The organism is Glycomyces sp. NPDC021274 (assembly GCF_040641195.1).
In the GTDB taxonomy this organism is placed as follows: Bacteria; Actinomycetota; Actinomycetes; order Mycobacteriales; family Micromonosporaceae; genus Glycomyces.
Window position 1 is genome coordinate 439,066 of sequence record NZ_JBFADC010000001.1, and the last position, 21,442, is coordinate 460,507.

The window sequence follows — 21,442 nt, forward strand, 5'->3', positions numbered from 1 at the left end:
GAGACAACGATGTCATCTCCCCGACCGAGGCGCAGGCGCCCACTGGCCGCGGCCGGTGCGGTAGGCCTCGCCGCCGTGCTCACCGCCTCCGCCCTGCCGCTCCTCACCGCGGGCGCCAGCGCCCAGGAGTCCGAGGCGGCCGATGTGCGCGTCACGCTCGACCCCTCCTACCGCGGCCAGGAGTTCGAAGGCTGGGGCACCAGCCTCGTCTGGTTCGCCAACGCCACGGGCGGCTACCCGGACGAGATCCGGGACCAGCTGGTGGACATGGTCTTCGGCGACGAGGGCCTGAACCTCAACATCGCCAGGTACAACATCGGCGGCGGCAACGCCCCGAACATCGACAACGAGTACCTGCGCGGCGGCGCCTCCGCCGTCCCCGGCTGGTGGGCCGCCCCCGAGGGGACCACCCACGAGGACAAGGACTGGTGGGACCCCGAGAACCCCGAGCACTGGAACTGGGACGCCGACGCGAATCAGCGCTGGTGGATCGACCAGATCAAGGAGGACGTCACCCACTGGGAGGCCTTCTCCAACTCGCCGCCGTACTTCCAGACCGTCTCCGGTTACGTCTCGGGCGGGTTCGACTCGAACGCCGACCAGATCCGCACCGACTCGGTCGACGAGTTCGCGACCTACCTGACCGAGGTCATGGAGCACGTCGAGGCCGAGCACGGCATCGAGTTCGACACCGTCGACCCGCTCAACGAGCCGAACACGAACTACTGGGGCACCCAGCTCGGCACGGACGGCGTGCAGCCGACCGGCGGCGGCCAGGAGGGCGCGCACGCCGGGCCCGAGCTGCAGCAGCTGGTCATCAACGCGCTCGCCGGGCAGCTCTCGGAGTCCGAACTGGACACCGTGATCTCCGCGATGGACGAGACCAACCCGGGCCGGTTCACCACGAACTGGAACGCGTACACCGAGGAGTCCCGGGCGAACGTCGAGCAGATGAACGTCCACACCTACGGCACCGGCGGGCGCACCGGAGTGCGCGACCTCGCCAAGGGCAGCGACAAGCCGCTGTGGATGAGCGAGGTCGGCGGCGCCTGGACCAACGGCCAGGACTACGTCTCCATGGAGAACGGCCTGGGCATGGCCACCCGCATCACCGACGACCTGCGCGAGCTGGAGCCGTCGGCGTGGGTGCTGTGGCAGCCGATCGAGGACAAGAACCTCGGCCACAGCTGGGGCTCGATCCAGCTGCCGTTCGACTGCACGGCCGAGGACACCCTCGAGACCTGCAAGATCGAGACGAACACGAAGTACCACACGATCCGGAACTTCACGCACTACATCGAGCCGGGCGACTTCATCATCGGCACCGACGACACTGCGACCACCGCGGCCGTCAAGGCCGACGGCAAGGGCGCGAGCGTGGTCTACACGAACAACGCCGAAGGCGCGGTCTCGGTGACGCTCGACCTGTCCAAGTTCGACTCGGTCAAGCGCTGGGCCACGGTGACCCCGGTGGTCACCAGCGCCGACGGTGCGCTCGTCGAGGGCGAGCCGGTGCGGGTGCGCGGCGACGCCGCCCAACTCACTGTCCCGGGCAAGTCCGTGACCACGTTCATCGTCGAGGGCGTCTCGGGCGTCGAGGACGACGCGGCCATGGTGCAGGACGACCACGTGTACCGGTTCGACGGCGTGCAGAGCGGCAAGTCGCTCGCGCCCTCCGAGGACGGCACGGGCATCGTGCTCAAGACCGACGACGCGTCCAGTGCCGCGCAGCTGTGGGAGGTCGAGCAGCTGACCGACGGCTACTCGAACCGCGAGCTGTACTCGATCGTGAACGCCGCCACCGGAACCCGCCTGGCGGTGTCCGATGAGGGCCTGGCGGTGCTCGAGGAGGCCGAGGACGATGCGTCCGAGGTGGCGCAGTGGTACCTGTCGACGACGGGCGACGGCACGTACGTGCCGGTGAACCGGGCCACGGGCCTGGTGCTCGACGTGTGGGGCGAGGCGACGGCGGACGGTTCGCCGGTGCAGACGTACACGCCGACCGCGGCGAGCAACCAGCGCTGGGCGGTGACCGATGAGACGGTGCTCGAAGCGGCGCAGATCCAGGCGTACACGGTGCCGGGCTTCGTGCCGGAGCTCCCGGCGGCAGTGCCGGGCGTGTACCGGGACGGCGAGCGCGGGGCGCTGCCGGTGACGTGGAAGATGCCGAACGAGTCCAAGTGGGACAAGGCGGGCACGGTCACGGTGAAGGGCACGGCGACGGACCCGCTCGGGAACACGTTCCGCGCCAAGGCGGTCGTCAGCGTCGACACGTTCAGCGAGACGGCTCCGGCTTCGGCGAAGACGTACCCGGGCTTCACGCCCGACCTGCCGGGCACGGTGATCGCCTTGGGCGACAGGGGCACCGAGGCTTCGGTGCCGGTGGTGTGGGAGGAGGCGCCCGAAGGGGCGTTCGACGACTACGGCACGGTCACCCTGGAGGGCACCGCGACGCTGATCGACGGGACGGAGCTCCCGGCGCTCATCGAGGTCGAGGTGACCGACCCGATCGAGGTCAACGTGGCCCTGAACGACGGTGTGACGACCTCGGCGACGTACACGGAGCCGGGCTATTCGACTGAGGCCCTGCGCAACGGGAACCTGACGGACAAGGGCTGGTCGAACTGGAAGTCGGGCGCGTTCAACACCGAGGAGACCATCACGGTCACGCTGCCGGAGGTGCGCGACGTGACTCGCGTCGTGTCGCACTTCTGGAGCGACGGCGGTCGCAACAGCTACGCCGACACGCTCCAGGTGCAGTACCTGGACGCGGAGGGCAACTGGCAGAACGCGGGCGGCGTCGTGGACGTGCCGACCGGTGAGGCGCCGATCATCGACGTGGAGGTGAACGCCGAGGCCTCGGCGGTCCGCGTCGCCATGACCGCCGGGTCCGGCGGCACGGTCGGCTGGATCATCCTCAGCGAGATCGAGGTGTACGCGAAGGCCCCGGCCGTCTAAGACGGGGAACGGATCCGCTCGAAGCGGAGGAAGGCCCTTGCCGCCATTCGGCGGCGAGGGCCTTCGGTGTGTTCGGGCGCCGAGCGGGCGGGGCGCGGGACCGGCGCTCCTGCTAATCTTCGGGCGCTTTGCGGAAGGGCGGCACATGGACTCTTGGGTGGCGATCGACTTCGAGACCGCGAACGGCAGCAGGGCGAGCGCCTGCTCGGTGGCGGTGGCCCGGGTCAAGGGCGAGGAGGTCGTCGACCGGTTCGCGACCCTCATCCGGCCCCCGGCCGGGCACGGCCGGTTCGAGTACCGCAACACCCAGATCCACGGCATCCAGGCCTCCGATGTGGTCGGCGCGCCCGGCTGGCGCCAGGTGTGGTCGCGGCTGGACGAGTTCGTCGGGGACGACCCGCTGGTGGCGCACAACGCCTCGTTCGACACCTCGGTCATCCGGGCCGCCAACAGCGCGGCCGGCATTCCCTGGCCCGCGATGCGCTACGCCTGCACCATGGTCATCGCCAAGCAGACCTGGCCGATGCCCTCGTACCGGCTGCCCGACGTGGCCGCCGCCGCGGGTGTGAACCTCGCCCGCCACCACGAGGCGGCCTCGGACACGCTCGCCGCGGCGGGCATCCTCGTCGCACAGCAGCGCGCGCACGGCGTCGACTCGATCGAAGGGCTCATGAAGTCGGCCCGGGTCTCCTGGGGACGGATCTACGACGGCGGCTACGACACCTGCCGCCGCAAGTGACCGCGTCCGGATGCACGTTCAGGTCCGAGAGGCGTCCCGCGGCGTGAGCGGGTAGCCCTCCGCGTGCAGCCGGCGGGTCCGCTCCACGTCGATGCTGGTCCGCGGCAGCTCCCCGCCCGGGCCGAGGCCGCCGCCGAGCACCACCGCGGCGATCAGGAGCGGCAGCAGGATGGTGCGCACCAGCATCGCCCACGGGCCTTTGGCGCCGATCCGGCCGCCGTCGCGGGTCCGCACCAGCCGGGTCCCGGTGCACACGGCGCCGAGCGCGCGGCCGTTCCGGTACCAGAGGCCGTACACGAGCGGCACGGCGAACAGCAGGACGAGCGCGATGATCACAGCTCCCCCGGCGGAGATCTGCTGCGCCTCCGGCCGGGACTGGTCGGCGACCACGAAGACGATGAAGGCGACCGCGAAACCGAGCACGAACACCACGAAGTCGATCAGCCAGGTGAACATCAGCGCCCATCCGCCTGCGGGGACATAAGGCGTGCCGTTGCCGAACGTCTGGATCTTCGGTGCTGCCATGGCAGGCAGACTAGCGCCAGAAGGCGAGCGCCGCCGCCACGGTCCATGCCACGTGACCTGCAACGTGATCGCCGCCGAGTGGTCCAGTGCGGCAATCCCGCCGCTATCCCGCCGGTGTTCCGCCTCGCAAACCGCCCGGACCGGATGCATAGTGACCCTGACGGCGGACCACGCAGACGGGACCGCCCAACCGACCCCCTATGGAGGACACCGTAACCATGGCATTCACCGTGGCACGAGCTTTCAAGTCCCGCAGAGCACTGGCGGCGGCCACCGCCATCGCGGCGGTCGCGGCGACCACCGTGCTCACGACTCAGTTCGCCTCGGCCACCGAGACCAGCCCTGCAACTGCCCAGGCCTGCACGCTGGAGACCCTCCCGATCCCCGCGGACCTCTTCCAGTCCGCCAAGGTCACCGGTATGAGCCGCGACGGCTCGGTCATCGCCTACCAGGCCGAGCCGTTCGACTACAGCGACCCTGCGACCGGTTCCGTCCACCAGCCGCTGCTGTACGCCGACGGCGAGGTCACCGAGGTGCCGATGCCCGGCGAATGGCAGGAGATCGCGGACGTCAACTCCAAGGGCGTCGGCGTCGGGTTCGCGTTCGTCAACGACGTCCCGCGGCCGTACGTCTGGCGCGACGGCGCACTCACCCGCCTGCTCGGCGGCCGAGGGTACGCATACGGCATCAACGAGCGGGGCGACATCGCCGGCGAGTCCAACAATCCGAACACGGGCCTGCCGAGCCCGACCGTCTGGCGGGCGGGCGCCACCAACCCGACCAGGCTGGCGCTGCCGACGAACGCCATCTGGGGCACCGCCACCGCGATCGCCAACGACGGCCGGGTCATCGGGCACGTCACCCTCGACGGTGACACCAGCGGCGACACCAAGCCTTACATCTGGTCTGCCGACGGCACCGTCAAGAAGCTGCCGATGCCCCCCGGCGTGAAACTCGCCGACGCCGACGCGTACCCCATGGAGATCAACGGCGACTGGGTCTCGGGCGCCCTCGAGGCCCCCGGCATCGACGCGCCCGGCATCCGCTGGAACCTGAAGACGGGGACCGTCGAGATGACCGACCTCGGCTGGTACGAGGAAACCGTGGCGGTCGCCCCCGACGGGACCGTCGTGGGCCACGTCTGGAACACCCCGACCGCGGCCTACCAGGCGACCGACGGCACCGTCGTCGAGCTGCCCGGACTGATCGACCCGGCCCGCAACCTCAACTACGACAACGCCGAAGCCATCAGCGCCGACGGCACCCTGATCGCGGGCTGGGCCGTCTCCGGCTACGAGAACGGCAGGGAGATGCACCAGGCGGTCACCTGGACCTGCGCTTAACCCTCGAAGCAGTGCCCGCCCGGCCATGCGCCGGGCGGGCATTTGCGTCCGGAGGCTCCGGCGGGTCGGCGGGTCGGCGGGTCGGCGGGTCGGCGGGTCGGCGGGTCGGCGGGTCGGCGGGTCGGCGGGTCGGCGGGTCGGCGGGTCGGCGGGTCGGCGGTAGAAGCGTGCCCCGGCAGCAGGTCGATGCGGTCGGGACCCGGCGTGCTCGCTCGTGCTCAGCGCTGCCGGACCTGATCCATCCGCTCGGCGACCACCGTGGCCTCGGGCACGCCGCACTCCGCGTACGCCTCAGCGGCCCAACGCAGATGGCGCAGTTCTCCGGCAGTGTCGCGGCGCTGGGCTGCGGCATCGGCAAGGCCGTGGTGCGCCCGCCCCAGTTCGTAGGTGTCCTCATAGGAGGTGGCGAGGGCCGCGGCGTGTTCGTGTTCGGCGACCGCCGCATCGAGCCGGTCCGAGGCGGCGAGCGCGCGGCCGAGGTCGTTGCGGGCGGTGCGCTCCAGCGACGGGTCGGCGAGCCGCACCGCGTCCTCGACCGCCCGTTCGAGCCGGGTCGCGGCCTCGCCCGCCCGGTCCGCGCGGAGCAGGTCGACGCCCAGTTCGATGAGGGTCGCGGTCACGTCGGCCGTGGCCCCATCGCCGCGGTACGCCCGGAGGCAGGCAGTGTGCATGTCCGCGGCTTTGGCCGGGTCGCCGAGTTCGCGTACGAGCACGCCGCGGAAGACCTCGATGCGGATCCGGTTGTGCTCGTCGCCGGCGTCCAGCCGCCGCTCGGCCGCAGCGAGGCGGCGTTCGGTCGCCGCGAAGCGCCCGAGCCGCAGCATCGGGACGACCATGTTCGTGCTGATGAGCGCCGCCGCCGCGGCGTCCCCCGCCGCTTCCGCCTGCGCGAGTGCCGCTTCGTGCACCTCGATCGACTCCTCGAACCGGCCGGACCGGCGGTAGAGGATGCCGATGTTGGCCAAAGTCAGTGCGGCATCGCCGAACTCACCGAGGTCGCGCTTGAGGGCGACGGAGCGGTGGAGGTAGTCGATCGCCTCCCGGTGGCGGCCGGCCGCGACGAGCTGGCGTCCCGCGTCGCCGAGGGTGAAGGCCTCTTTGCGGGTGTCGCCGGTGCGGTGGGCGATGTCGAGGGCGATGCGGTTGACCGCGGTGTGCGGGCTGTCGCGCATGCGCCCGCCGAGGTCGGTGTCGGGGTCGTGGACGAAGAACGCGTTGAAGGCCGTGGCGAGGTGCCAGGCCTCGTCGAGCCGGTCGGCGCGGGCCGCGGCGACCACGGCGGCTTCGAGGTTGCCGCGTTCGGTCTGGAACCACGAGAGTGCGGCGGGCTGGTCCGCGAAGCCGGGGAGGCCCTTGTCGTGGGCGGCGGCGCCTTCGGTGAACCGGCGCTTGTTCGGGTGGAGCCGGGCGGCCGCGTGGTAGGCGAAGTGGAGGTAGACGCCGAGCATCCGCTGAAGGGCCTCGTCGAGGTCGGCCTTGGCCTCTTCGAGCGCGGCGAGGCGGGTCGCGAAGCGGCGCACCAGGTCGTGCAGGCGGTAGCGTCCGGACGACCGGGTCTCGGCGAGGTGGACGTCGACCAGCGCTTCGAGCATGGCCGTGGCCTGCTCGGGGTCGCCGCCGCACAGCGCGGCGGCGGCGTGGGCGTCCACGTCGTCACCGGGGACGAGGCCGAGGCGCCGCAGCAGGCGGCGGTGGTCGGGGTCGAGTTCCAGGTAGGAGGCGCGCAGGGCGGCGGCGACGCCGCGGTGGCCCATGTCGAGTTCGTCGAGGAGCCGGTCCTCGTCGGCGAGGCGGTCCAGCAGGTCCTCGGCCTGCCACAGTGGACGGCTGTGCAGGCGGGCGGCGGCGAGACCCATCGCCAGCGGGAGCCGCCCGCAGCGTTCGGCGATCGCGACGGCCTCGTCCGTGGTGATCCGGTCGGCGAGGGCGGCGCCGATCATCGCCACGGCCTCGCGCATCGGCGGCGGCTCCAGCGGCACCGGGTGCGCGCTTGCCACAGAGGACAGGTCGCGGCGGCTCGTGGCCAGCACGAGGCTCGTGGAGGTGCCCGGGAGCAGCGCCTCGACCTGGTCGGCGCTCACTGCGTTGTCGAGCACGAGGAGCACGCGGCGGTCGGCGAGGGCGCTGCGGTAGCGGGCGGTGAGCTCGTCCATGTCGTCGGGCAGCGCCCGCTCGGCGACGTCGAGGCCGCGCACCACGCGGGCGAGCACCGACCGCAGGCCCGGGCGGGGTCCGGCGGCCTGGCTGAAGCCGTGGAGGTCGATGAACAGCTGCCCGTCGGGGTAGCGGGGCGCGAGGGTGTGGGCGGCCCGCACCGCCAGGGAGGTCTTGCCGACGCCGGCCATGCCGTACACGGCGACAACGGCGGCGCCGTTGTCGACCGCGGCAGTGATCGCGTCCAGGTGGTCACCGCGGCCGGCAAACGCCCTGAGCGCCCTCGGCAGTTCGCGGGGCACCACCGTGAGGGGGTCCCTCACGCGGGTCAGCAGTGCCTGCTCGTGCCCGGCCAGACCCAGTGCCTGCGCGAGCAGCCGTACGGTCTTCGGTTGCGGCCGTACCTTTCCCGATTCGATGTCGCGGATGGTGCGGGTGCCGACGCCCGATTTGAGGGCGAGCTCCTCCTGGGTCATCATCGCCCCCTGCCGGAGCAGCCGGAGACTGCTGTGGTCGTCGGACACGTGATCGGGCATATCGCCATGATAGGTCCGAACAGCGGGCGGGCGATGCAGGCGGCGTGCGCCCGCGCTGCGGCGGGCGGCGGCCCTCAGTGCGTTCCCGCCGCTTTCCCGCCGGTCTTCCGCCTCGTCAATCGCACTTCACGGACGCAGACTGGGTCTCGGCGCCGCCGCAGCCCGGACTCGGGAGTCGCCGAGTCCGCCGCGAGCCGGCCCGTTCCGATCCTCCCGACGAAAGGCCACACTGTGCCCATCCGCAGACTCGCGCTCGTTCCCTTCGCCGTCATGGCCGTGGGCCTCTCCGCCTGCAGCATCATCACCGGGGAGACGGACCAGGACCCGTCGTCCGAGGAGCCGGCGGAGGCGCCGGCGACGGTCGAGAGCGCCACGCCCACGGAGGCGCCCTCCGCTTCGCCTTCCGAATCTATCGACCTGAGCCTGATGGTCGAGGCCGAGAAGGTCGCCACGGCCGCCGAGGACGCGCTGGAGCCCGTGATCGGATCGCGGCCCGACATCGACTGCGGCGAACTCGACCACCACGTCTACGTGGACCGGGAGATCTACTGCACGCTGAACGACCCGGCGAACGGCGACGAGTACGAGGTCAAGATGACCGTGACCGGCATCGAAGGCGACACCTTCAACTTCGACATCGAAGTGGCGGACACGCCGAAGTAGCGCCGAAGAAGCCGGGGCGACCGGGGAAGACCCCGACCGCCCCGTTCGGCTGATCGCCTACGCGCCGATGACGTCCGAGAGCGCCGTGAGCTCGTCCGACTCGTCGCGGGTGAGCTCCAGTTCGGCCGAGGCGAGGAGCGGGCCGAGCTGGTCGACCGTGCGCGCGCCCGCGATCGGCGCGGCGATGCCGGGCCGGGTGCGCGTCCACGCCAGCGCGACCGAGGCGATCGCGACGCCGCGGGCCTGGGCGATCCGGTCGAGCTTCTCGATGATCGCGAGGCCGGACGGGTTGAGGTGCTTGGCGGCCGCGTCGCCGCGGACGCTCTGCTTGAGGTCGGCCTCGGTGCGGTACTTGCCGGTGAGGAAGCCGGACGCGAGCGCGTGGTACGGGAGGCCGCTGATGCCTTCGGCCACGGCGATGTCGCGCAGGCCGGGCTCGAAGGTGCTGCGGCTGACGAGGCTGTACTTGGGCTGCAAGGCGACCGGCCGGGCCGCGCCGATCCGCTCGGTGATGTCGAGCCATTCGCGGACCCGCTCGGGGCTGTAGTTGGAGACCGCGATGTGGCGGATCTTGCCGGCGGTGACGAGGTCGTTGAAGGCCGAGACGGTCTCTTCGAGCGGCGTGTCGTGGTCGTCGAAGTGGGCGTAGTAGATGTCGATGGCTTCGACGCCGAGGCGTTTGAGGGAGGCTTCGGCGGCGGCCCTGACGTTGGGTCCGGCCAGGCCTTTGAACTGGGGGTGCTGGGAGACCTTGGTGGCGACGAGCAGGTGCTTGTGGCGGTTCTTGGCGAGCCAGGTGCCGATGACGGTCTCGGATTCGCCGCCGGAGTTGCCCGGGGCCCAGGCCGAGTAGGAGTCGGCGGTGTCGATGAGGTTGCCGCCGGCGGCGGTGAACGCGTCGAGGACGGCGTGCGCCTCGGCCTCCTCGGTGTTCCACCCGAAGGTGTTGGTGCCCAGGACGATGGGGTGGATCTCAATGTCGGTCCTGCCGAGCTTGGCCATGTCGAACCTCCGTGCTGTCTGTGCTTCCCGGGACGCGTGGCGTCCTGCTGCCGTTGTGCTCCGACGGCAATCGTGCCACGCGTCCCGGGGGCCGTACCCGCGTTCGCGAACGATCGTCTGGAAATCCGGGAGTGGTTTAGACCTGTCCGGTGGGCATGACGGTGAGTTCGGGGATGTTGACGCGGGCGGGCTGCTGCGCCAGGAAGGCCACTGCCTCGGCGATGTCGGCGGACTCCAGCACCTCGTAGGCCGCGCGCTCGGCGTCGAGCCAGGCGAGGGCGGCCTCGTCGGTGACGTGGTCCCCCAGTTCGGTCATCACGATGCCCGGCTGGATGGCGGCGACGCGCACCCGCTGGGGGCTGAGCTCGGCGCGCAGGTTGCGGGTGGCGTGGGAGACGAACGCCTTCGATCCGGTGTAGACGGCGAAGTTCTGGAAGACGCCGGTCGCCGCGATCGAGGAGGTGTTGATCAGGTCGGCGACGCCCTTGTCCGCGGCGGCCTTGATCAGTTGCGGGGTGAAGGCGCCGATGGCGTTCATCAGGCCGGTGATGTTCAGGTCGATCTGGCGCTGCCACAGGTCGAAGCGCGGCTCGTTGACGGGCGAGGGCAGCATGACGCCGGCGTTGTTGAACAGCAGGTCGGCGGTGCCGAGTTCGGTGGCGACGCGTTCGGCGGCGGCTTTGAGGGCGTCGGCGTCGGTGACGTCGACGGGGAGGGCGAGCGCGGTGCCGCCGCGCTGCTCGATGCGTGCGGCGAGGGCGTTGAGGCGGTCGGCGCGGCGGGCCAGGAGGGCTACTGTCGCGCCGCGGTCGGCGAGGAGTTCGGCGGTGGCCTCGCCGATGCCGCTGGAGGCTCCGGTGATGACGGCGACGCGGTTCGCGAGCGGCAGAGTAGTGTTCACAGTGGACATGTCATTCCTTCGGTGTGCTTGGCGTTCAGGACGGTTGATTCGTCCTGCGATCAACTACAGCACCGGTCGGGCCCGGAAACCCGTGCTAAAAAGTCCCTCTCGTGACTGGCCCCGCCAGTACCACCCTCGGCACTGAAAGCCGTCCGCACCGCGAGCATGATTGAGGGCATGGACCGACGCGCTGAGATCTCGGACTTCCTCCGCACCAGGCGGGCCCGCGTGAGCCCGCAGGACGCGGGCCTGGCCGACGACGGGCGCGTCCGGCGCGTCCCCGGGCTGCGCCGCGACGAGGTGGCGCGGCTGGCGAACATGAGCGTCGAGTACTACACCCGCCTGGAGCAGGGCCGGGCCGCGAACCCCTCGCCGGAGGTCCTGGAGGCGCTGGCGGAGGCGCTGCGGCTCGACCAGGCCGAGCGCGACCACCTCGTTGACCTGGCCGGTCGCCGGAAACCGCGCAGGCGCGGGCCGATCGCGGCGCAGCGGGTGCGGCCGGGGCTGCTGCTGACCTTGCAGAGCCTGGAGTCGGTGCCGGCGTTCATCATCGGCAGGCGCATGGACGTGCTCGCCGCGAACCGCCTGGCGAAGGCCGTGATCGCCGATTTCGACGCGATGCCCGCGAAGCAGCGGAACATGGCCCGGTGGAGCCTGCTCGCGCCGGAGGCGAGGGAGCTGGTGCTGGACTGGGAGACCATGGCCCGCGACAACGTGGCGGTGCTGCGATACGAGGCCGGGAGGCACCCCGAGGACCGGCAGCTCGCGGATCTCGTGGGCGAGCTGACCCTCGGCTGCCCCGAGTTCAGCACCTGGTGGAACGACCACGAGGTGCTGCGGCGCACGCACGGGACCAAGCGCTACGCGCACCCGCTGGTCGGCGAGCTGGAGTTCGCCTACGAGGCCTTCGCGCTCCCCGACGACCCCGACCAGTCGCTGTGCGTCTACAACGTCGAGCCCGGCTCGAAGAGCGCTGAGGCGCTGCGCCTGCTCGACAGCTGGACCGCCCCGGCCATGCAGCGTCCCTGACCTGGCGGTTCGATCCCAGATCCAACTTTAAGCAACGAATGGTTGCGCGTACTCGCCGATTGCGGTAGCGTTATGTGCAACCAAACATTGCGAAAGGTGGCGATCATGGAATTCGGATCGATCGAGCGGGAGATCCGCATCGAGGCCTCGCCCGAGGTGGTCTTCGACGTGGTGAGCAGTCCCGCGCACCTCAAGGAGTGGTGGTCCGACGAGGCGGAGTTCGGCTCCGACGGCGAGGGCCGCATCGGCTTCAGACAGGGCGACGCCGACATCGACTGGCAGCGGGTCACCGTGGTCGACGCGATGCCGCCGCGGCACTTCTCGTTCCGGTGGACCCACGCCGAAGGCGAGGCGGCCGCCCGCGGCAACTCCTACCTCGTCGTCTTCGAACTCGAGCCCGCCGGCACCGGCACGCTCCTGAAGATGACCGAGACCGGCTTCCGCGAACGCGGCTGGGCCGAGGCCAAGGTCGCGGCCGAGCACGCCGACCACGTGAGCGGCTGGGACTACTTCCTGCCGCGCCTGGTGCCGTACGCGGAGAAGGTCGGGGCCGGGCGATGAGCACCGCGGTCGACGACGACCTCTGGTCGGCGATCGGCGACCCGACCCGCCGCCGGATGCTCGACCTGCTGCTCAGCGCGGGCACCGGCACGGCCACCAGCCTGAGCGAGCACCTGCCGGTCACCCGGCAGGCCGTCGCCAAGCACCTCGCCGTCCTCGACCGCGTCGGCCTCGTGCACGCCGCGACCGCCGGACGCGAGAAGCACTTCCGCGTGGACGAGACCCAGCTGGCGCGCGCCGTCGCCCAGCTCGAAGAGGTCGGGTCCTCCTGGGACTCCCGGCTCCAGCGCATCAAGCGCCTCGCCGAGACCATCGAGAAGCAGAAGCAAGAGACACCGAACGATCAGTAGAAGGAGAAGGACATGGTCGACATCCTGCACCGCATCGGCGCCGAGCACACGACGCCCGAGCAGGCCTACGAAGCACTCACCACACTGGACGGGCTGGCCGGCTGGTGGACCGAGCAGACCACCGGCGGCACCGAGGTCGGCGGCGTGATCTCGTTCCGGTTCAAGGACGACGGGTTCGACATGCGGGTCGTCGAGCTCGTGCCGGGCGAACGCGTCCTCTGGGAGGTCGTGGGCGGCCCCGACGAGTGGATCGGCACGAAGGTCCGCTTCGAGATCCGCCGCGACGGCGACTACACGCTCGTGCTGTTCAAGCACGAAGGGTGGGCCGAGCCGATCGAGTTCATGCACCACTGCAGCACCAAGTGGGGCGTGTTCATGATGAGCCTCAAGCGGCTCCTGGAGTCCGGCAAGGGCGAGCCCTACCCGCACGACGTGCACATCGACAACTGGGGCTAGAACGCAGCGGCGTCGGGGAGGGCTGCGGCCCTCCCCGCTCCTTGCTACCCGTGAGTAACCGACCGGTAGCGGTGGATGACGGATTTGCCCCTACTGGATATGATTCGCGACCATGAGGACCATCTTCGAGGTGTTGACCTGGGGCCGTGAGGGAACCAGGGTCGACGGCCAGCTCACCAGCCGCCTCGGGCGCGGCACCCGGTTCCCGCGCGGGGCCGAGTTCGGGCTGCAGCTGCTCATGGACGCCTGGTTCCAGGGCTTCGGCACGATGGCCCTCGACCTGAGCACCGCCAAGGAGTTCGAGGAGTGCTTCGAACTCTTCCTCGGCAAGCAGGTCTGGACCGACGACGAGGGCCACCTCCTCGACCCGGCCACCAAGGAGCCCGTGCAGCCCAGAGTGAAAGCGGCCGAGCACTACGCCGGCCGCCTCGACGGCTCCGACCGCAGCGCCGACGGGTACCACTGCCTCGTCCTCAAACCGCAGGGCGACGAGTTCCTGCGCCGCGCCGCCGCGATCATCGCGTCCTTCACGATCGAGAGCGAACCCGGCGGCGAGAAGGCCCGCTTCACCATCGAGGCCGCCGACCCGCGGTATGTGGCCCACATGGAGCAGCACCTCTACTTCCAGACCGCCTTCAACGGCCGCCTCCCCGGCTGACCGGGCCCCTCATCGGCGGGCGGTCACCAGGCGGGCGTGCGGGCGGTGGTGCCATTCGCCCGCCGGGGCCTTCGCGAGGAACGCCGCGCGGAGGCGGTCCATGAAGGCGTCGCCCCTCGAGATCGCCAGGGCGCGAAGCGGACCGGAGCGGGCGCTCGCATCGAAGTACGCGGCGGCGCTCGCGTGCGACATCGGGAAGGCCGGCAGCTCGTCCCGTTCCAGGGTCGCGCCGTGGTCCGTCACGGCCGCGGCGAGCTCGTCCTCCCAGCGCGAGTCGTCGAACGCCGGGAGGCTCGCCCGCACCACCTCGGCGGCCAGCGCGAACGGGCCCTCGGTCTCGGTGGTGTCGGGCCAGAAGACGATCGAGAGGCGCCCGCCCGGGCGCAGCGCGTCGAGCCAGGAGCGGACGGCCGCCAGGGGATCGGGGATCTGCTGGAGGCCGAAGACGGACACGACCGCGGCGCACCGGCCGGACCAGTGCGGGTCCAGCGTCTGGGCGTCGCCCACGATCGCCTTGACGAGCGGGCGGTCCGCCGCGCGCTCGCGGGCGAGGTCGATCATGCCCGGGGAGAGGTCGATGCCGGCGATCTCGCGGCCGGGGCAGCGCTCGATGAGCAGGTCGAGCTCGGGGAAGGTCCCGCAGCAGGGCACGAGGACCGGGCCCTCCGGGAGGTCCGCGTCGATGGCGGCCGAGACCGCTTGCGCGACCCAGGGCGCGAAGCGCGGGACGAAGTACTCCTCGTACCCGGCGGCGGCCTCGTCCCAGGCGCGGGCGAGCCGGGCGAGGCGTTCGGCGTTGTCCGACATAGTCATCGAGCGTACCGGCCGCGCAGCAGCGCCGGGCCCGCCCTGGTTCGGGCTATTCGATGAGGAGCACGGTCTTGCCGCGGGCTTTGCCCGCCATCAAGCGCGCCAGGGCGTCCGCGGCCTCCTCGAGCGGGACTGCGAAGTCGATGCGCAGCCGCAGCTGCCCCAGCTCGACCGCCTCGGCGAGGGACTTGAGCGTCGCCGGCCGGGCGTTCGCGTAGAGGTTCGCGCCGCGCAGGCCGAGCGTGGCGAGCACTTCGTCGTCGACCGCGCCGTTGGAGGAGACGATCACCCCGTTCGGCTTGAGCAGCGCCGCGATCGGCTCGATCTCGCCGGGACCGGAGATGAGGTCCACGATGGCGTCGATCCCGTCGGGGTGGGCGCGGCGCACCTGGTCGGCAGCAGGCCCCTGAGTGAAGTCGACGGTCTCGGCCGCGCCGAGCTCGCGCAGGTACCCCGCGGTGTCGGGGTCGGTGGTGCCGATGACCCGCACGCCTTGCGCGGCGGCGAGCTGCACGGCCGCCTGGCCGACACCGCCCGAAGCGCCGTTGACGAGCAGCGTGCAGCCGGGGCCGATCCCGGTGCCCTCCACGAAGTCGTGCGCCGCGGCGCCCGCGGTCGGCAGTGCGGCGGCGGTGTCGAACGGGAGCCCCGCGGGCATCCGGGCGAGCTTGGCGGCCTTGGCGACCGCGTACTCGGCGTAGGAGCCGCGACCGTGCTGCACGTCCATGAACTGGCCGAAGACCCGCTCGCCGGGCGCGAAGTCCGCGCCTTCGCCGACCCGCTCCACCGTGCCGGCGCCGTCCGACCCGAGCACGAGCGGGAAGACGTGCTCGACCGAACCCCGCATCGCGCCTTCGACCACCTTCCAGTCGAAGGGGTTCACCCCGGCCGCGGCGAGGCGCACGAGCACTTCGCCGGGGCCCGGTTCGGGAACGGGAAGCTCGACCAGCCTCGGCTCGGTATCGAAATCGGTGACTACGACGGCACGCATGGACATCCCTTCGGTTCGGCCCGAAACCGCACCGGCCACCGGCGCGGTCCAGGCGGTTCAGGTTTGCGCGCGGGGCCTCGTACACCGCATCTCAGGTACTCTGCTCCCTGGCTCTACACAATAGAGTCCCGCGCCCTGCCCATAGGCCGCAAACCCCGCAAACCCGATCCTGCCCGGAGGAGTTCCCCATGCGCCCATGGATGAACCGCGCCGTGCGCCGCGGGCGCATTCACGGCCGCCTCATGCTGGTCCTCATCGCGGTCGCCGTCCTCGCCTCCGCCGCCGCGATCTGGCAGTTCAGCGCGCTCCGCGACGACCACGACCCCGACCTCGCCCGGTTCGACGACGAGACGACCACCACCGAGGACGCCGCGCCCGTCGCCGAGACCCCTGCGAGCAGCGCCCCGGCGCCGGCCTCCCCCACCGTCTCGGCCTCGCCCTCCGAAGCGGCGTCGAGCAGCGCGGCCGCGAGCGAACCGGCGGCGACCACGGAAGCGGTCCTCAGCGGCCCGCAGTGCACGGCCTCGCTGACGCTCGACAACGAGTGGGACGAGTCGGTCTCGGTCACCGTGACCATCGCCAACACCGGCACCGACCCGGTCGACGGGTGGGAGGTCCTGATCGGGATCGAGCACCTGAGCGTGACCGCGACCTGGGGGCTCGCCCACATCGAGGGCGAGCGCTACGGCGACATCCTGCTCAACGCGGCCCTCGACGCGGGCGACAGCGTCGACGCGAGCTTCCAGGCCGACGTGCAGGGGCGCTACGAGATCCCGGCGACGGTGCCCTGCACGCCGGTCTGATCGTTCATCCGATGTGGATGGTCGCGCGGTGGTGGACCGGGAAGTTCACCGAGTTCGCGATGAAGCAGTCCTTGTTCGCGTCGTGGTGGAGCTCCAGCGCGCGGTCGGCCTTCTGCGGGTCGGCGATCGTCACGACCGGGGCGAGTGTCACCTCGGCGAAGCGCCCACCGTGCCCGTCCTCGACCATGGTGCCGGTCGCGGTGTCCTCGTAGGCGGTGACGACGAGGCGCTCGCGGGCGCACAGCGACAGGTACGTGAGCATGTGGCAGTCGGCGAGGCTCGCCACCAGCAGCTCCTCGGGGTTCCAGCGCTCGGGCTGGCCGCGGAACGCAGGGTCGGCGCTGGCCTGGATCACGGGCTTGCCGGCGGCGGCGAGGTCGTGGTCGCGCCCGTAGGCGCGGTAGTTCGCGGTGCCTTCGCCGGTGTTGCCGGTCCAGCGCATCGTGATCTCGTAGTGGTGCTCGCGGCCGCTCATGGCGGGCTCCTTCCGGTGCGGGGTCGGGGGCGTGGCCGAAATCGTAACCGAGGCGCCAGCAGCACGGTCTCGCCTTCGGGGAGCCGCGGCCACCAGTGGTGGTAGCGGGAGTAGGCGTCGGGGTCGCGGTCGGCGAGGAACGCAGTGAGCGCTGCGGCTTCGGCGGCGAGCCCGGTCCAGTCGTCGCCGGTGAGGGGCCGGAACGCGGTCGCCTCGATGCCGGCGGGGGTGGTGCGCCAGACGCCGGCGGCGCGGCCGTCGACGAGGATCATCGGGAGGACGTCGCCGTTGCTGCGGATCACGGTGGTGCGGAGGTCGGCGGGGATGGTGCGGCTGCGGTCGTGGTGGGCGAGGAAGACGTTGTCCCACATGGCCATCAGGCGCGGCGGCGCGGGGGTCTCGGGGTCGGGAATCGCGGCTTCGGGGAGGTCGTAGAGCACGTCCCCGGCATGCCCGGTGCCGTTCGGTCCGGTGTGTTCGTTGAGGCGGTCGCCGAGGGCTTTGACGGCCTGCTTGACCCTGGCGCGCTGGACCATCGCGAACTGGGCGATGTCGGGGATCGAGGCGGGGCCGAACCCGGCGAGGTAGCGCAGGATGAGGCCCGCGAGGGCGGTGTCGGCGGCGTCCCGGTCGCCGAGGGCGGGTCGGTCGGGTGGGGCGAGGTAGGCGACCTTCTCGTTGAACTGCCAGGGGCCGCCGAGCGGGACGCGCAGGAGCGGCGCGTACTGGCGGATGCCGGGCCAGGCGGCCTTCGCGGTGTCGGGGCCGAGCCGTTCGGCGAGCAGTGCTTCGCAGTCGCGGGCCGTGCGGGGCTCGGTGGCGAAGGCGAGGAGGTCGGCGGCGTGCCGGGCGGCCTCGGCCGCGGTGATGCCGGCTTCGACGATACGGCTGCCGAGTTTCGCGGCGTAGAGGGACGGTTCGGTGGCTTCGCGGAACGGCCGGTAGTCGGCGGCGGCGACGGCGTGCAGGGTCATGCGGACGGGGTTGCCGCGCACGAGGTCGTACGCGGTGAAGGCGACGTCGAGGTCGGCCGGGTCGAAATCCGCGACGCGGTTCCACAGTCCGATGTAGGGGGACGCGGGCGACTGGGCCTGGACGGCGACGGCGGCGCGGACGGCGTCCACGACGCGGTCCGGCTTGCGGCGCAGGAGGGACTGCCGGTCGAGGGTGGCGCGGTTGAGGTGGTCGGCGGTGAGCTGCATGGCCGTTAGCGTCGCAGGTGGCCGCGGGAAGGCCGCACGGGCGTCCCGGCACGGTTCGGCCCCGGCCGCTCGTGCGGCCGGGGCGGTGGGACTCGCAAGGTGCGTGGGCGCGTCGGGGCCGGTTCCTGGTGGGCCGGCCCCGGCGCCTCCGCGGGGATCAGGCTTTCTCGAGGAAGGCGACGCAGGAGTCGAGCAGCATCTGGCTGCCCTCCTTGGCCATGTCGTGCTCCTCCTTGCTGGCGCAGTGCTGCGAGATGGTGAGGCGGGTGCGGTCCCCGCCGAGGTCGACCAGGTCGAGGCGCATGACCTCTTCGCCGCCGCCGGGGGTGTCCATGCCCATCACGAGCAGTTCGTTCTCCACGACCTCGATGTAGCGGCCGGTGATCGGGAACTCCTGGCCGTCGGGGGTGACGACGGTGGAGGTGTAGCGGCCGTTCGGGGTCGGGTCGATCGAGACCGAGCCCGGCTTCGAGTAGCTCCACACCTCGTAGGGGGCGTCTTCGGTCCAGGCGGCCCAGACGGCGCCGATGGGGGCGGCGGCTTCGGCGGTGAGGGTGTAGGAGTTGGCGTTCTCGTCGGTGCTCATGTCGGGGTTCTCCTCAGTCGGTGTCGTTCGGTGTATGCCCGTAGAGACGCCGCTGCCGCGCCGGATTCATCGCCGCCGCGAAGAATAATTCCCGCGGCCGGGGCCGGAGCGCCTCAGGGGCCGTGCGCCCGAAGCGAACTCCGTGCACGCGGGGACTCGGCGGCGAGATATAACTGAGCCCTCAGCGAGGATCGAGGAGCACCCATGCCAGACCTGCACGTCGTCCTCGGCGCCACCGGCGCCATCGGCCGGTCCCTCGTCGCCGAGCTCACCGCCCGCGGCCACGACGTGCGCGCCGTCAGCCGCACTGCCGAAGGACCGCACAGCTTCCGGGCGGACATCACCACCGCCGAGGGCGCCGTCGCGGCCTGCGCGGGCGCGGCCGTGGTCTACCAGTGCGCGCAGCCGCCGTACACCCGGTGGGCCGAGGAGTTCGTCGGCCTCACCGACACCGTCCTCACCGCCGCCGAAAAGGCCGAGGCGCGGCTCGTCATGGCCGACAACCTGTACATGTACGGGCCCGTCGAAGCGGCCCTCCACGAGGACCTGCCGAACGCCGCCGCGTTCCCGAAGGGCCGGACCCGCGCCCGGGTCGCCGAGATGATCCTCAACGCCCACAAGGAGGGCCGGGTCAGGGCGAGCCTCGGGCGCGCCTCCGACTACTTCGGTCCCGGCGGCGTGAACACCATCCTCGGACCCCAGATCTTCGCCGCCGCCATCGCCGGGAAGACCGCCCGCTGGGTCGGCGAACCGGACGAGCCGCACACCGTCGCCTACCTGCCCGACATCGCCGCCGGACTCGCCACCCTCGGCGAGCACCCGAAGGCCGACGGGTACGCGTGGCACCTGCCGGTCGCGCCGCCCGTCACCGGCACCGAGTTCCTCGAGCTCGTCTGGCAGGCCGCCGGCGGGAGGCCGAAGAGCGCTTCGCTCGGCCGCGGCATGCAGCGCCTCATCGGCGCGTTCAACCCGGTCGTCAAAGACCTCGGCGAGACCTGGTACCAGCGCGACCGCGCCTGGATCGTCGACGACACCGCGTTCCGCGCCTCCTTCCCCGAGCACGTCAGGGTCACCCCGCTCGACCAGGCGATCGCCACCACCGTGGCGTGGTTCAAGCAGCACGCCTGATTCCCCCGAAAACGCCTCAGACCGCCTGAACCCCTCCGTAGACTGCGCACACTCACCGTCTGCATTGGAGGCGTCATGACGCAGGAGTACGGACCGGGCGCGCCGGTCGACATGCCCAGGGAGATGAACGGGCTCGCCATCGGCGCGTTCGTGCTCTCCATCGTCGGGCTGTGCAGCCCGCTCGGCATCCTCGCGCTCATCCTCGGCTACGTCGCGAAGAGCCAGATCAAGTCCCGCAACAACTCCGGCAGCGGCCTCGCCACCACGGCGATCATCCTCGGCTGGATCTCCATCCTCGCGGTCGTCGCGTTCATCGTGGCGCTGGCGGTCGGCGGCTGGGACACCTGGACGGACCGCATGGACGAGTACAAGAACGACTACAACAACTGATCTGGCGCGACCGCACCGACGCGACGAACAGAAGAGGTCCACTTGCAGGCCAGACGCACTCTCGCCCGAGCCGCCGCAACCGCCCTCACGGCCGCCGCCGCGGTCGTCTGGGCACCGCACGCCGCCACCGCCGAACCGCCGCAGTACCGGGCCGACCAGATCGCCCAGCGCGAGCCCGCCGACATCACGCTCGCCGCAGGCCGGGCGCAGACGGTCGCACACGCGGGGGCGGCGTTCATCAAGGTCCGAGTCGACCAGGTCGAGCTCGGCCCGCAGGACGCGATCACCGTCGCCGGCCCGGACGGCACGGAGTCCTATGAGTACGGTGCCGCCGATGTCGAGGACGGCGGGCTGTGGGCGCTCTCGGTCGAGGGCGACGCCGCGGAGGTCCTGCTCCATGACGCCGAGGACGGCACGGCCGCATCGGCGCGCGTCGCCGAGTACTCGCGCGGGCTCAACGAGACCGAGCTCGCGAGCCGCCCGGGCGAGGCCCGGGCGGAGAGCGTCTGCGGACGGGACGATTCGCGCAACGCCGTGTGCTACAAGGAGACCGACCCGGTCGCGTACGGTGCGAGCCGTTCGGTCGCGCGCCTCATCATCGGCGGCGAGTCGTACTGCACCGGCTGGATCGCCGCCGAGGACCGGCTCCTCACCAACCAGCACTGCTTCACTTCAAGCGCTCAGGCGCGTGTGACCGAGGTGCAGTTCGGGTACGAGTGCATCAGGTGCGCGGGCGGCGCGACCCGGATCCCGGTCAAGGTAAGCGGGGCCGAGGTCCTCGCGACCGACTGGGAGCTGGACTTCACGCTGTTCACCGTGGCCGATCCGGCCTGGATCGCGCACCTGCCCGCGCTGGAGGTCAGCCCGGCCCCGGTCGGGCTGCACGACAAGATCTACATTCCCGAGCACCCGGGCGGCGGGCCGCTGCGGATCGCGTCCGCCAGCTCGTCCGAGCCCGCCGGGCTCGGCGCGAACTGCCTGGTCGGCGACGCGCGCAGCGGCGGGCGCGGCCAGGACACGGACTTCGCGTACCTGTGCGACACCGAGGGCGGGGCGTCGGGGTCGCCGGTGATCAGCCGCTCGACCGGCCGGGTCGTGGGCCTCCACCACTTCGGAGGGTGCCCGAACCAGGCCGTGCGGATGGACCTGATCTACCCGCTGATAGCGCCCTACCTGATCTGA

At 71.4% G+C, this 21,442-nt stretch carries 22 protein-coding genes; 13 read left to right on the top strand and 9 right to left on the bottom strand.

The window, feature by feature from the left end:
- Positions 1 to 9 precede the first annotated feature (9 nt).
- Positions 10 to 2,958: an RICIN domain-containing protein gene (locus tag AB0I03_RS01925; protein ID WP_360404842.1), complete on the top strand. Its 2,949-nt coding sequence runs from the start codon at positions 10 to 12 to the stop codon at positions 2,956 to 2,958.
- Between the two features lie 145 nt (positions 2,959 to 3,103).
- On the top strand, positions 3,104 to 3,697 hold the full coding sequence (locus AB0I03_RS01930) for a 3'-5' exonuclease (protein ID WP_360404845.1): 594 nt from the start codon (positions 3,104 to 3,106) through the stop codon (positions 3,695 to 3,697).
- Between the two features lie 18 nt (positions 3,698 to 3,715).
- Here AB0I03_RS01930 and AB0I03_RS01935 read toward each other — a convergent pair whose 3' ends face one another.
- Entirely contained in the window at positions 3,716 to 4,222 is a 507-nt protein-coding gene (locus AB0I03_RS01935; RefSeq protein ID WP_360404848.1) for an RDD family protein, read from the bottom strand.
- 218 nt (positions 4,223 to 4,440) lie between these two features.
- Here AB0I03_RS01935 and AB0I03_RS01940 point away from each other — a divergent pair, with 218 nt between their 5' ends.
- Positions 4,441 to 5,565: a hypothetical protein gene (locus AB0I03_RS01940; protein WP_360404851.1), complete on the top strand. Its 1,125-nt coding sequence runs from the start codon at positions 4,441 to 4,443 to the stop codon at positions 5,563 to 5,565.
- Between the two features lie 218 nt (positions 5,566 to 5,783).
- Here the strand turns inward: AB0I03_RS01940 and AB0I03_RS01945 are convergent, their stop codons facing one another.
- On the bottom strand, positions 5,784 to 8,255 hold the full coding sequence (locus AB0I03_RS01945; protein ID WP_360404854.1) for a helix-turn-helix domain-containing protein: 2,472 nt from the start codon (positions 8,253 to 8,255) through the stop codon (positions 5,784 to 5,786).
- A gap of 231 nt (positions 8,256 to 8,486) precedes the next feature.
- Between AB0I03_RS01945 and AB0I03_RS01950 the strand changes: the two genes are divergently transcribed.
- Positions 8,487 to 8,918: a hypothetical protein gene (locus tag AB0I03_RS01950; RefSeq protein ID WP_360404858.1), complete on the top strand. Its 432-nt coding sequence runs from the start codon at positions 8,487 to 8,489 to the stop codon at positions 8,916 to 8,918.
- A 57-nt stretch (positions 8,919 to 8,975) separates the two neighbouring features.
- Here the strand turns inward: AB0I03_RS01950 and AB0I03_RS01955 are convergent, their stop codons facing one another.
- Both AB0I03_RS01955 and AB0I03_RS01960 read right to left on the bottom strand, forming a co-directional pair.
- Complete coding sequence (locus tag AB0I03_RS01955) at positions 8,976 to 9,920, bottom strand: aldo/keto reductase (protein ID WP_360404861.1); 945 nt, start codon at positions 9,918 to 9,920, stop codon at positions 8,976 to 8,978.
- Between the two features lie 136 nt (positions 9,921 to 10,056).
- Entirely contained in the window at positions 10,057 to 10,830 is a 774-nt protein-coding gene (locus AB0I03_RS01960) for an SDR family oxidoreductase (protein ID WP_360404864.1), read from the bottom strand.
- Between the two features lie 168 nt (positions 10,831 to 10,998).
- On the opposite strand from AB0I03_RS01960, the gene AB0I03_RS01965 reads away from it, so the two are divergent.
- The 5 genes from AB0I03_RS01965 (at position 10,999) to AB0I03_RS01985 (ending at position 13,875) form a co-directional block, all read left to right on the top strand.
- A complete protein-coding gene (locus tag AB0I03_RS01965) occupies positions 10,999 to 11,850 on the top strand; it encodes a helix-turn-helix transcriptional regulator (protein ID WP_360404867.1) in 852 nt (283 codons plus the stop codon).
- Between the two features lie 105 nt (positions 11,851 to 11,955).
- Positions 11,956 to 12,411, top strand: a complete 456-nt coding sequence (locus AB0I03_RS01970; protein WP_360404870.1) for an SRPBCC domain-containing protein — start codon at positions 11,956 to 11,958, stop codon at positions 12,409 to 12,411.
- Positions 12,408 to 12,761 (top strand): metalloregulator ArsR/SmtB family transcription factor, encoded by a 354-nt coding sequence (locus AB0I03_RS01975; RefSeq protein WP_360404873.1) that lies wholly within the window; start codon positions 12,408 to 12,410, stop codon positions 12,759 to 12,761. The genes AB0I03_RS01970 and AB0I03_RS01975 overlap by 4 nt, the downstream gene beginning before the upstream one ends.
- 12 nt (positions 12,762 to 12,773) lie before the next feature.
- Positions 12,774 to 13,217, top strand: a complete 444-nt coding sequence (locus tag AB0I03_RS01980; RefSeq protein ID WP_360404876.1) for an SRPBCC domain-containing protein — start codon at positions 12,774 to 12,776, stop codon at positions 13,215 to 13,217.
- Between the two features lie 112 nt (positions 13,218 to 13,329).
- Positions 13,330 to 13,875 (top strand): hypothetical protein, encoded by a 546-nt coding sequence (locus tag AB0I03_RS01985; RefSeq protein ID WP_360404879.1) that lies wholly within the window; start codon positions 13,330 to 13,332, stop codon positions 13,873 to 13,875.
- Positions 13,876 to 13,884: 9 nt separating this feature from the next.
- Here AB0I03_RS01985 and AB0I03_RS01990 read toward each other — a convergent pair whose 3' ends face one another.
- Together AB0I03_RS01990 and AB0I03_RS01995 are read right to left on the bottom strand one after the other, a co-directional pair.
- On the bottom strand, positions 13,885 to 14,682 hold the full coding sequence (locus AB0I03_RS01990; RefSeq protein ID WP_360404882.1) for a class I SAM-dependent methyltransferase: 798 nt from the start codon (positions 14,680 to 14,682) through the stop codon (positions 13,885 to 13,887).
- A gap of 52 nt (positions 14,683 to 14,734) precedes the next feature.
- Positions 14,735 to 15,676 carry an NADP-dependent oxidoreductase gene (locus AB0I03_RS01995; protein WP_360404885.1) on the bottom strand — a complete coding sequence of 314 codons (942 nt, stop codon included), beginning with the start codon at positions 15,674 to 15,676 and terminating at the stop codon, positions 14,735 to 14,737.
- 188 nt (positions 15,677 to 15,864) lie between these two features.
- On the opposite strand from AB0I03_RS01995, the gene AB0I03_RS02000 reads away from it, so the two are divergent.
- Positions 15,865 to 16,479, top strand: coding sequence for a cellulose binding domain-containing protein (locus AB0I03_RS02000; RefSeq protein ID WP_360404888.1), 615 nt, complete (start codon positions 15,865 to 15,867; stop codon positions 16,477 to 16,479).
- 4 nt (positions 16,480 to 16,483) lie between these two features.
- Here AB0I03_RS02000 and AB0I03_RS02005 read toward each other — a convergent pair whose 3' ends face one another.
- The 3 genes from AB0I03_RS02005 to AB0I03_RS02015 form a co-directional block, all read right to left on the bottom strand.
- Positions 16,484 to 16,954 (bottom strand): OsmC family protein, encoded by a 471-nt coding sequence (locus tag AB0I03_RS02005; RefSeq protein WP_360404891.1) that lies wholly within the window; start codon positions 16,952 to 16,954, stop codon positions 16,484 to 16,486.
- Positions 16,951 to 18,156 (bottom strand): winged helix DNA-binding domain-containing protein, encoded by a 1,206-nt coding sequence (locus tag AB0I03_RS02010; protein WP_360404894.1) that lies wholly within the window; start codon positions 18,154 to 18,156, stop codon positions 16,951 to 16,953. The genes AB0I03_RS02005 and AB0I03_RS02010 overlap by 4 nt, the downstream gene beginning before the upstream one ends.
- A gap of 157 nt (positions 18,157 to 18,313) precedes the next feature.
- A complete protein-coding gene (locus tag AB0I03_RS02015) occupies positions 18,314 to 18,742 on the bottom strand; it encodes an SRPBCC domain-containing protein (protein WP_360404897.1) in 429 nt (142 codons plus the stop codon).
- A gap of 204 nt (positions 18,743 to 18,946) precedes the next feature.
- Between AB0I03_RS02015 and AB0I03_RS02020 the strand changes: the two genes are divergently transcribed.
- The 3 genes from AB0I03_RS02020 to AB0I03_RS02030 all read left to right on the top strand — a co-directional run bounded on the left by AB0I03_RS02020 (position 18,947) and on the right by AB0I03_RS02030 (position 21,442).
- A complete protein-coding gene (locus tag AB0I03_RS02020) occupies positions 18,947 to 19,870 on the top strand; it encodes an NAD-dependent epimerase/dehydratase family protein (protein WP_360404900.1) in 924 nt (307 codons plus the stop codon).
- A gap of 75 nt (positions 19,871 to 19,945) precedes the next feature.
- Positions 19,946 to 20,260, top strand: a complete 315-nt coding sequence (locus tag AB0I03_RS02025) for a DUF4190 domain-containing protein (protein ID WP_360404903.1) — start codon at positions 19,946 to 19,948, stop codon at positions 20,258 to 20,260.
- A 42-nt stretch (positions 20,261 to 20,302) separates the two neighbouring features.
- Positions 20,303 to 21,442, top strand: coding sequence for a serine protease (locus tag AB0I03_RS02030; protein WP_360404906.1), 1,140 nt, complete (start codon positions 20,303 to 20,305; stop codon positions 21,440 to 21,442).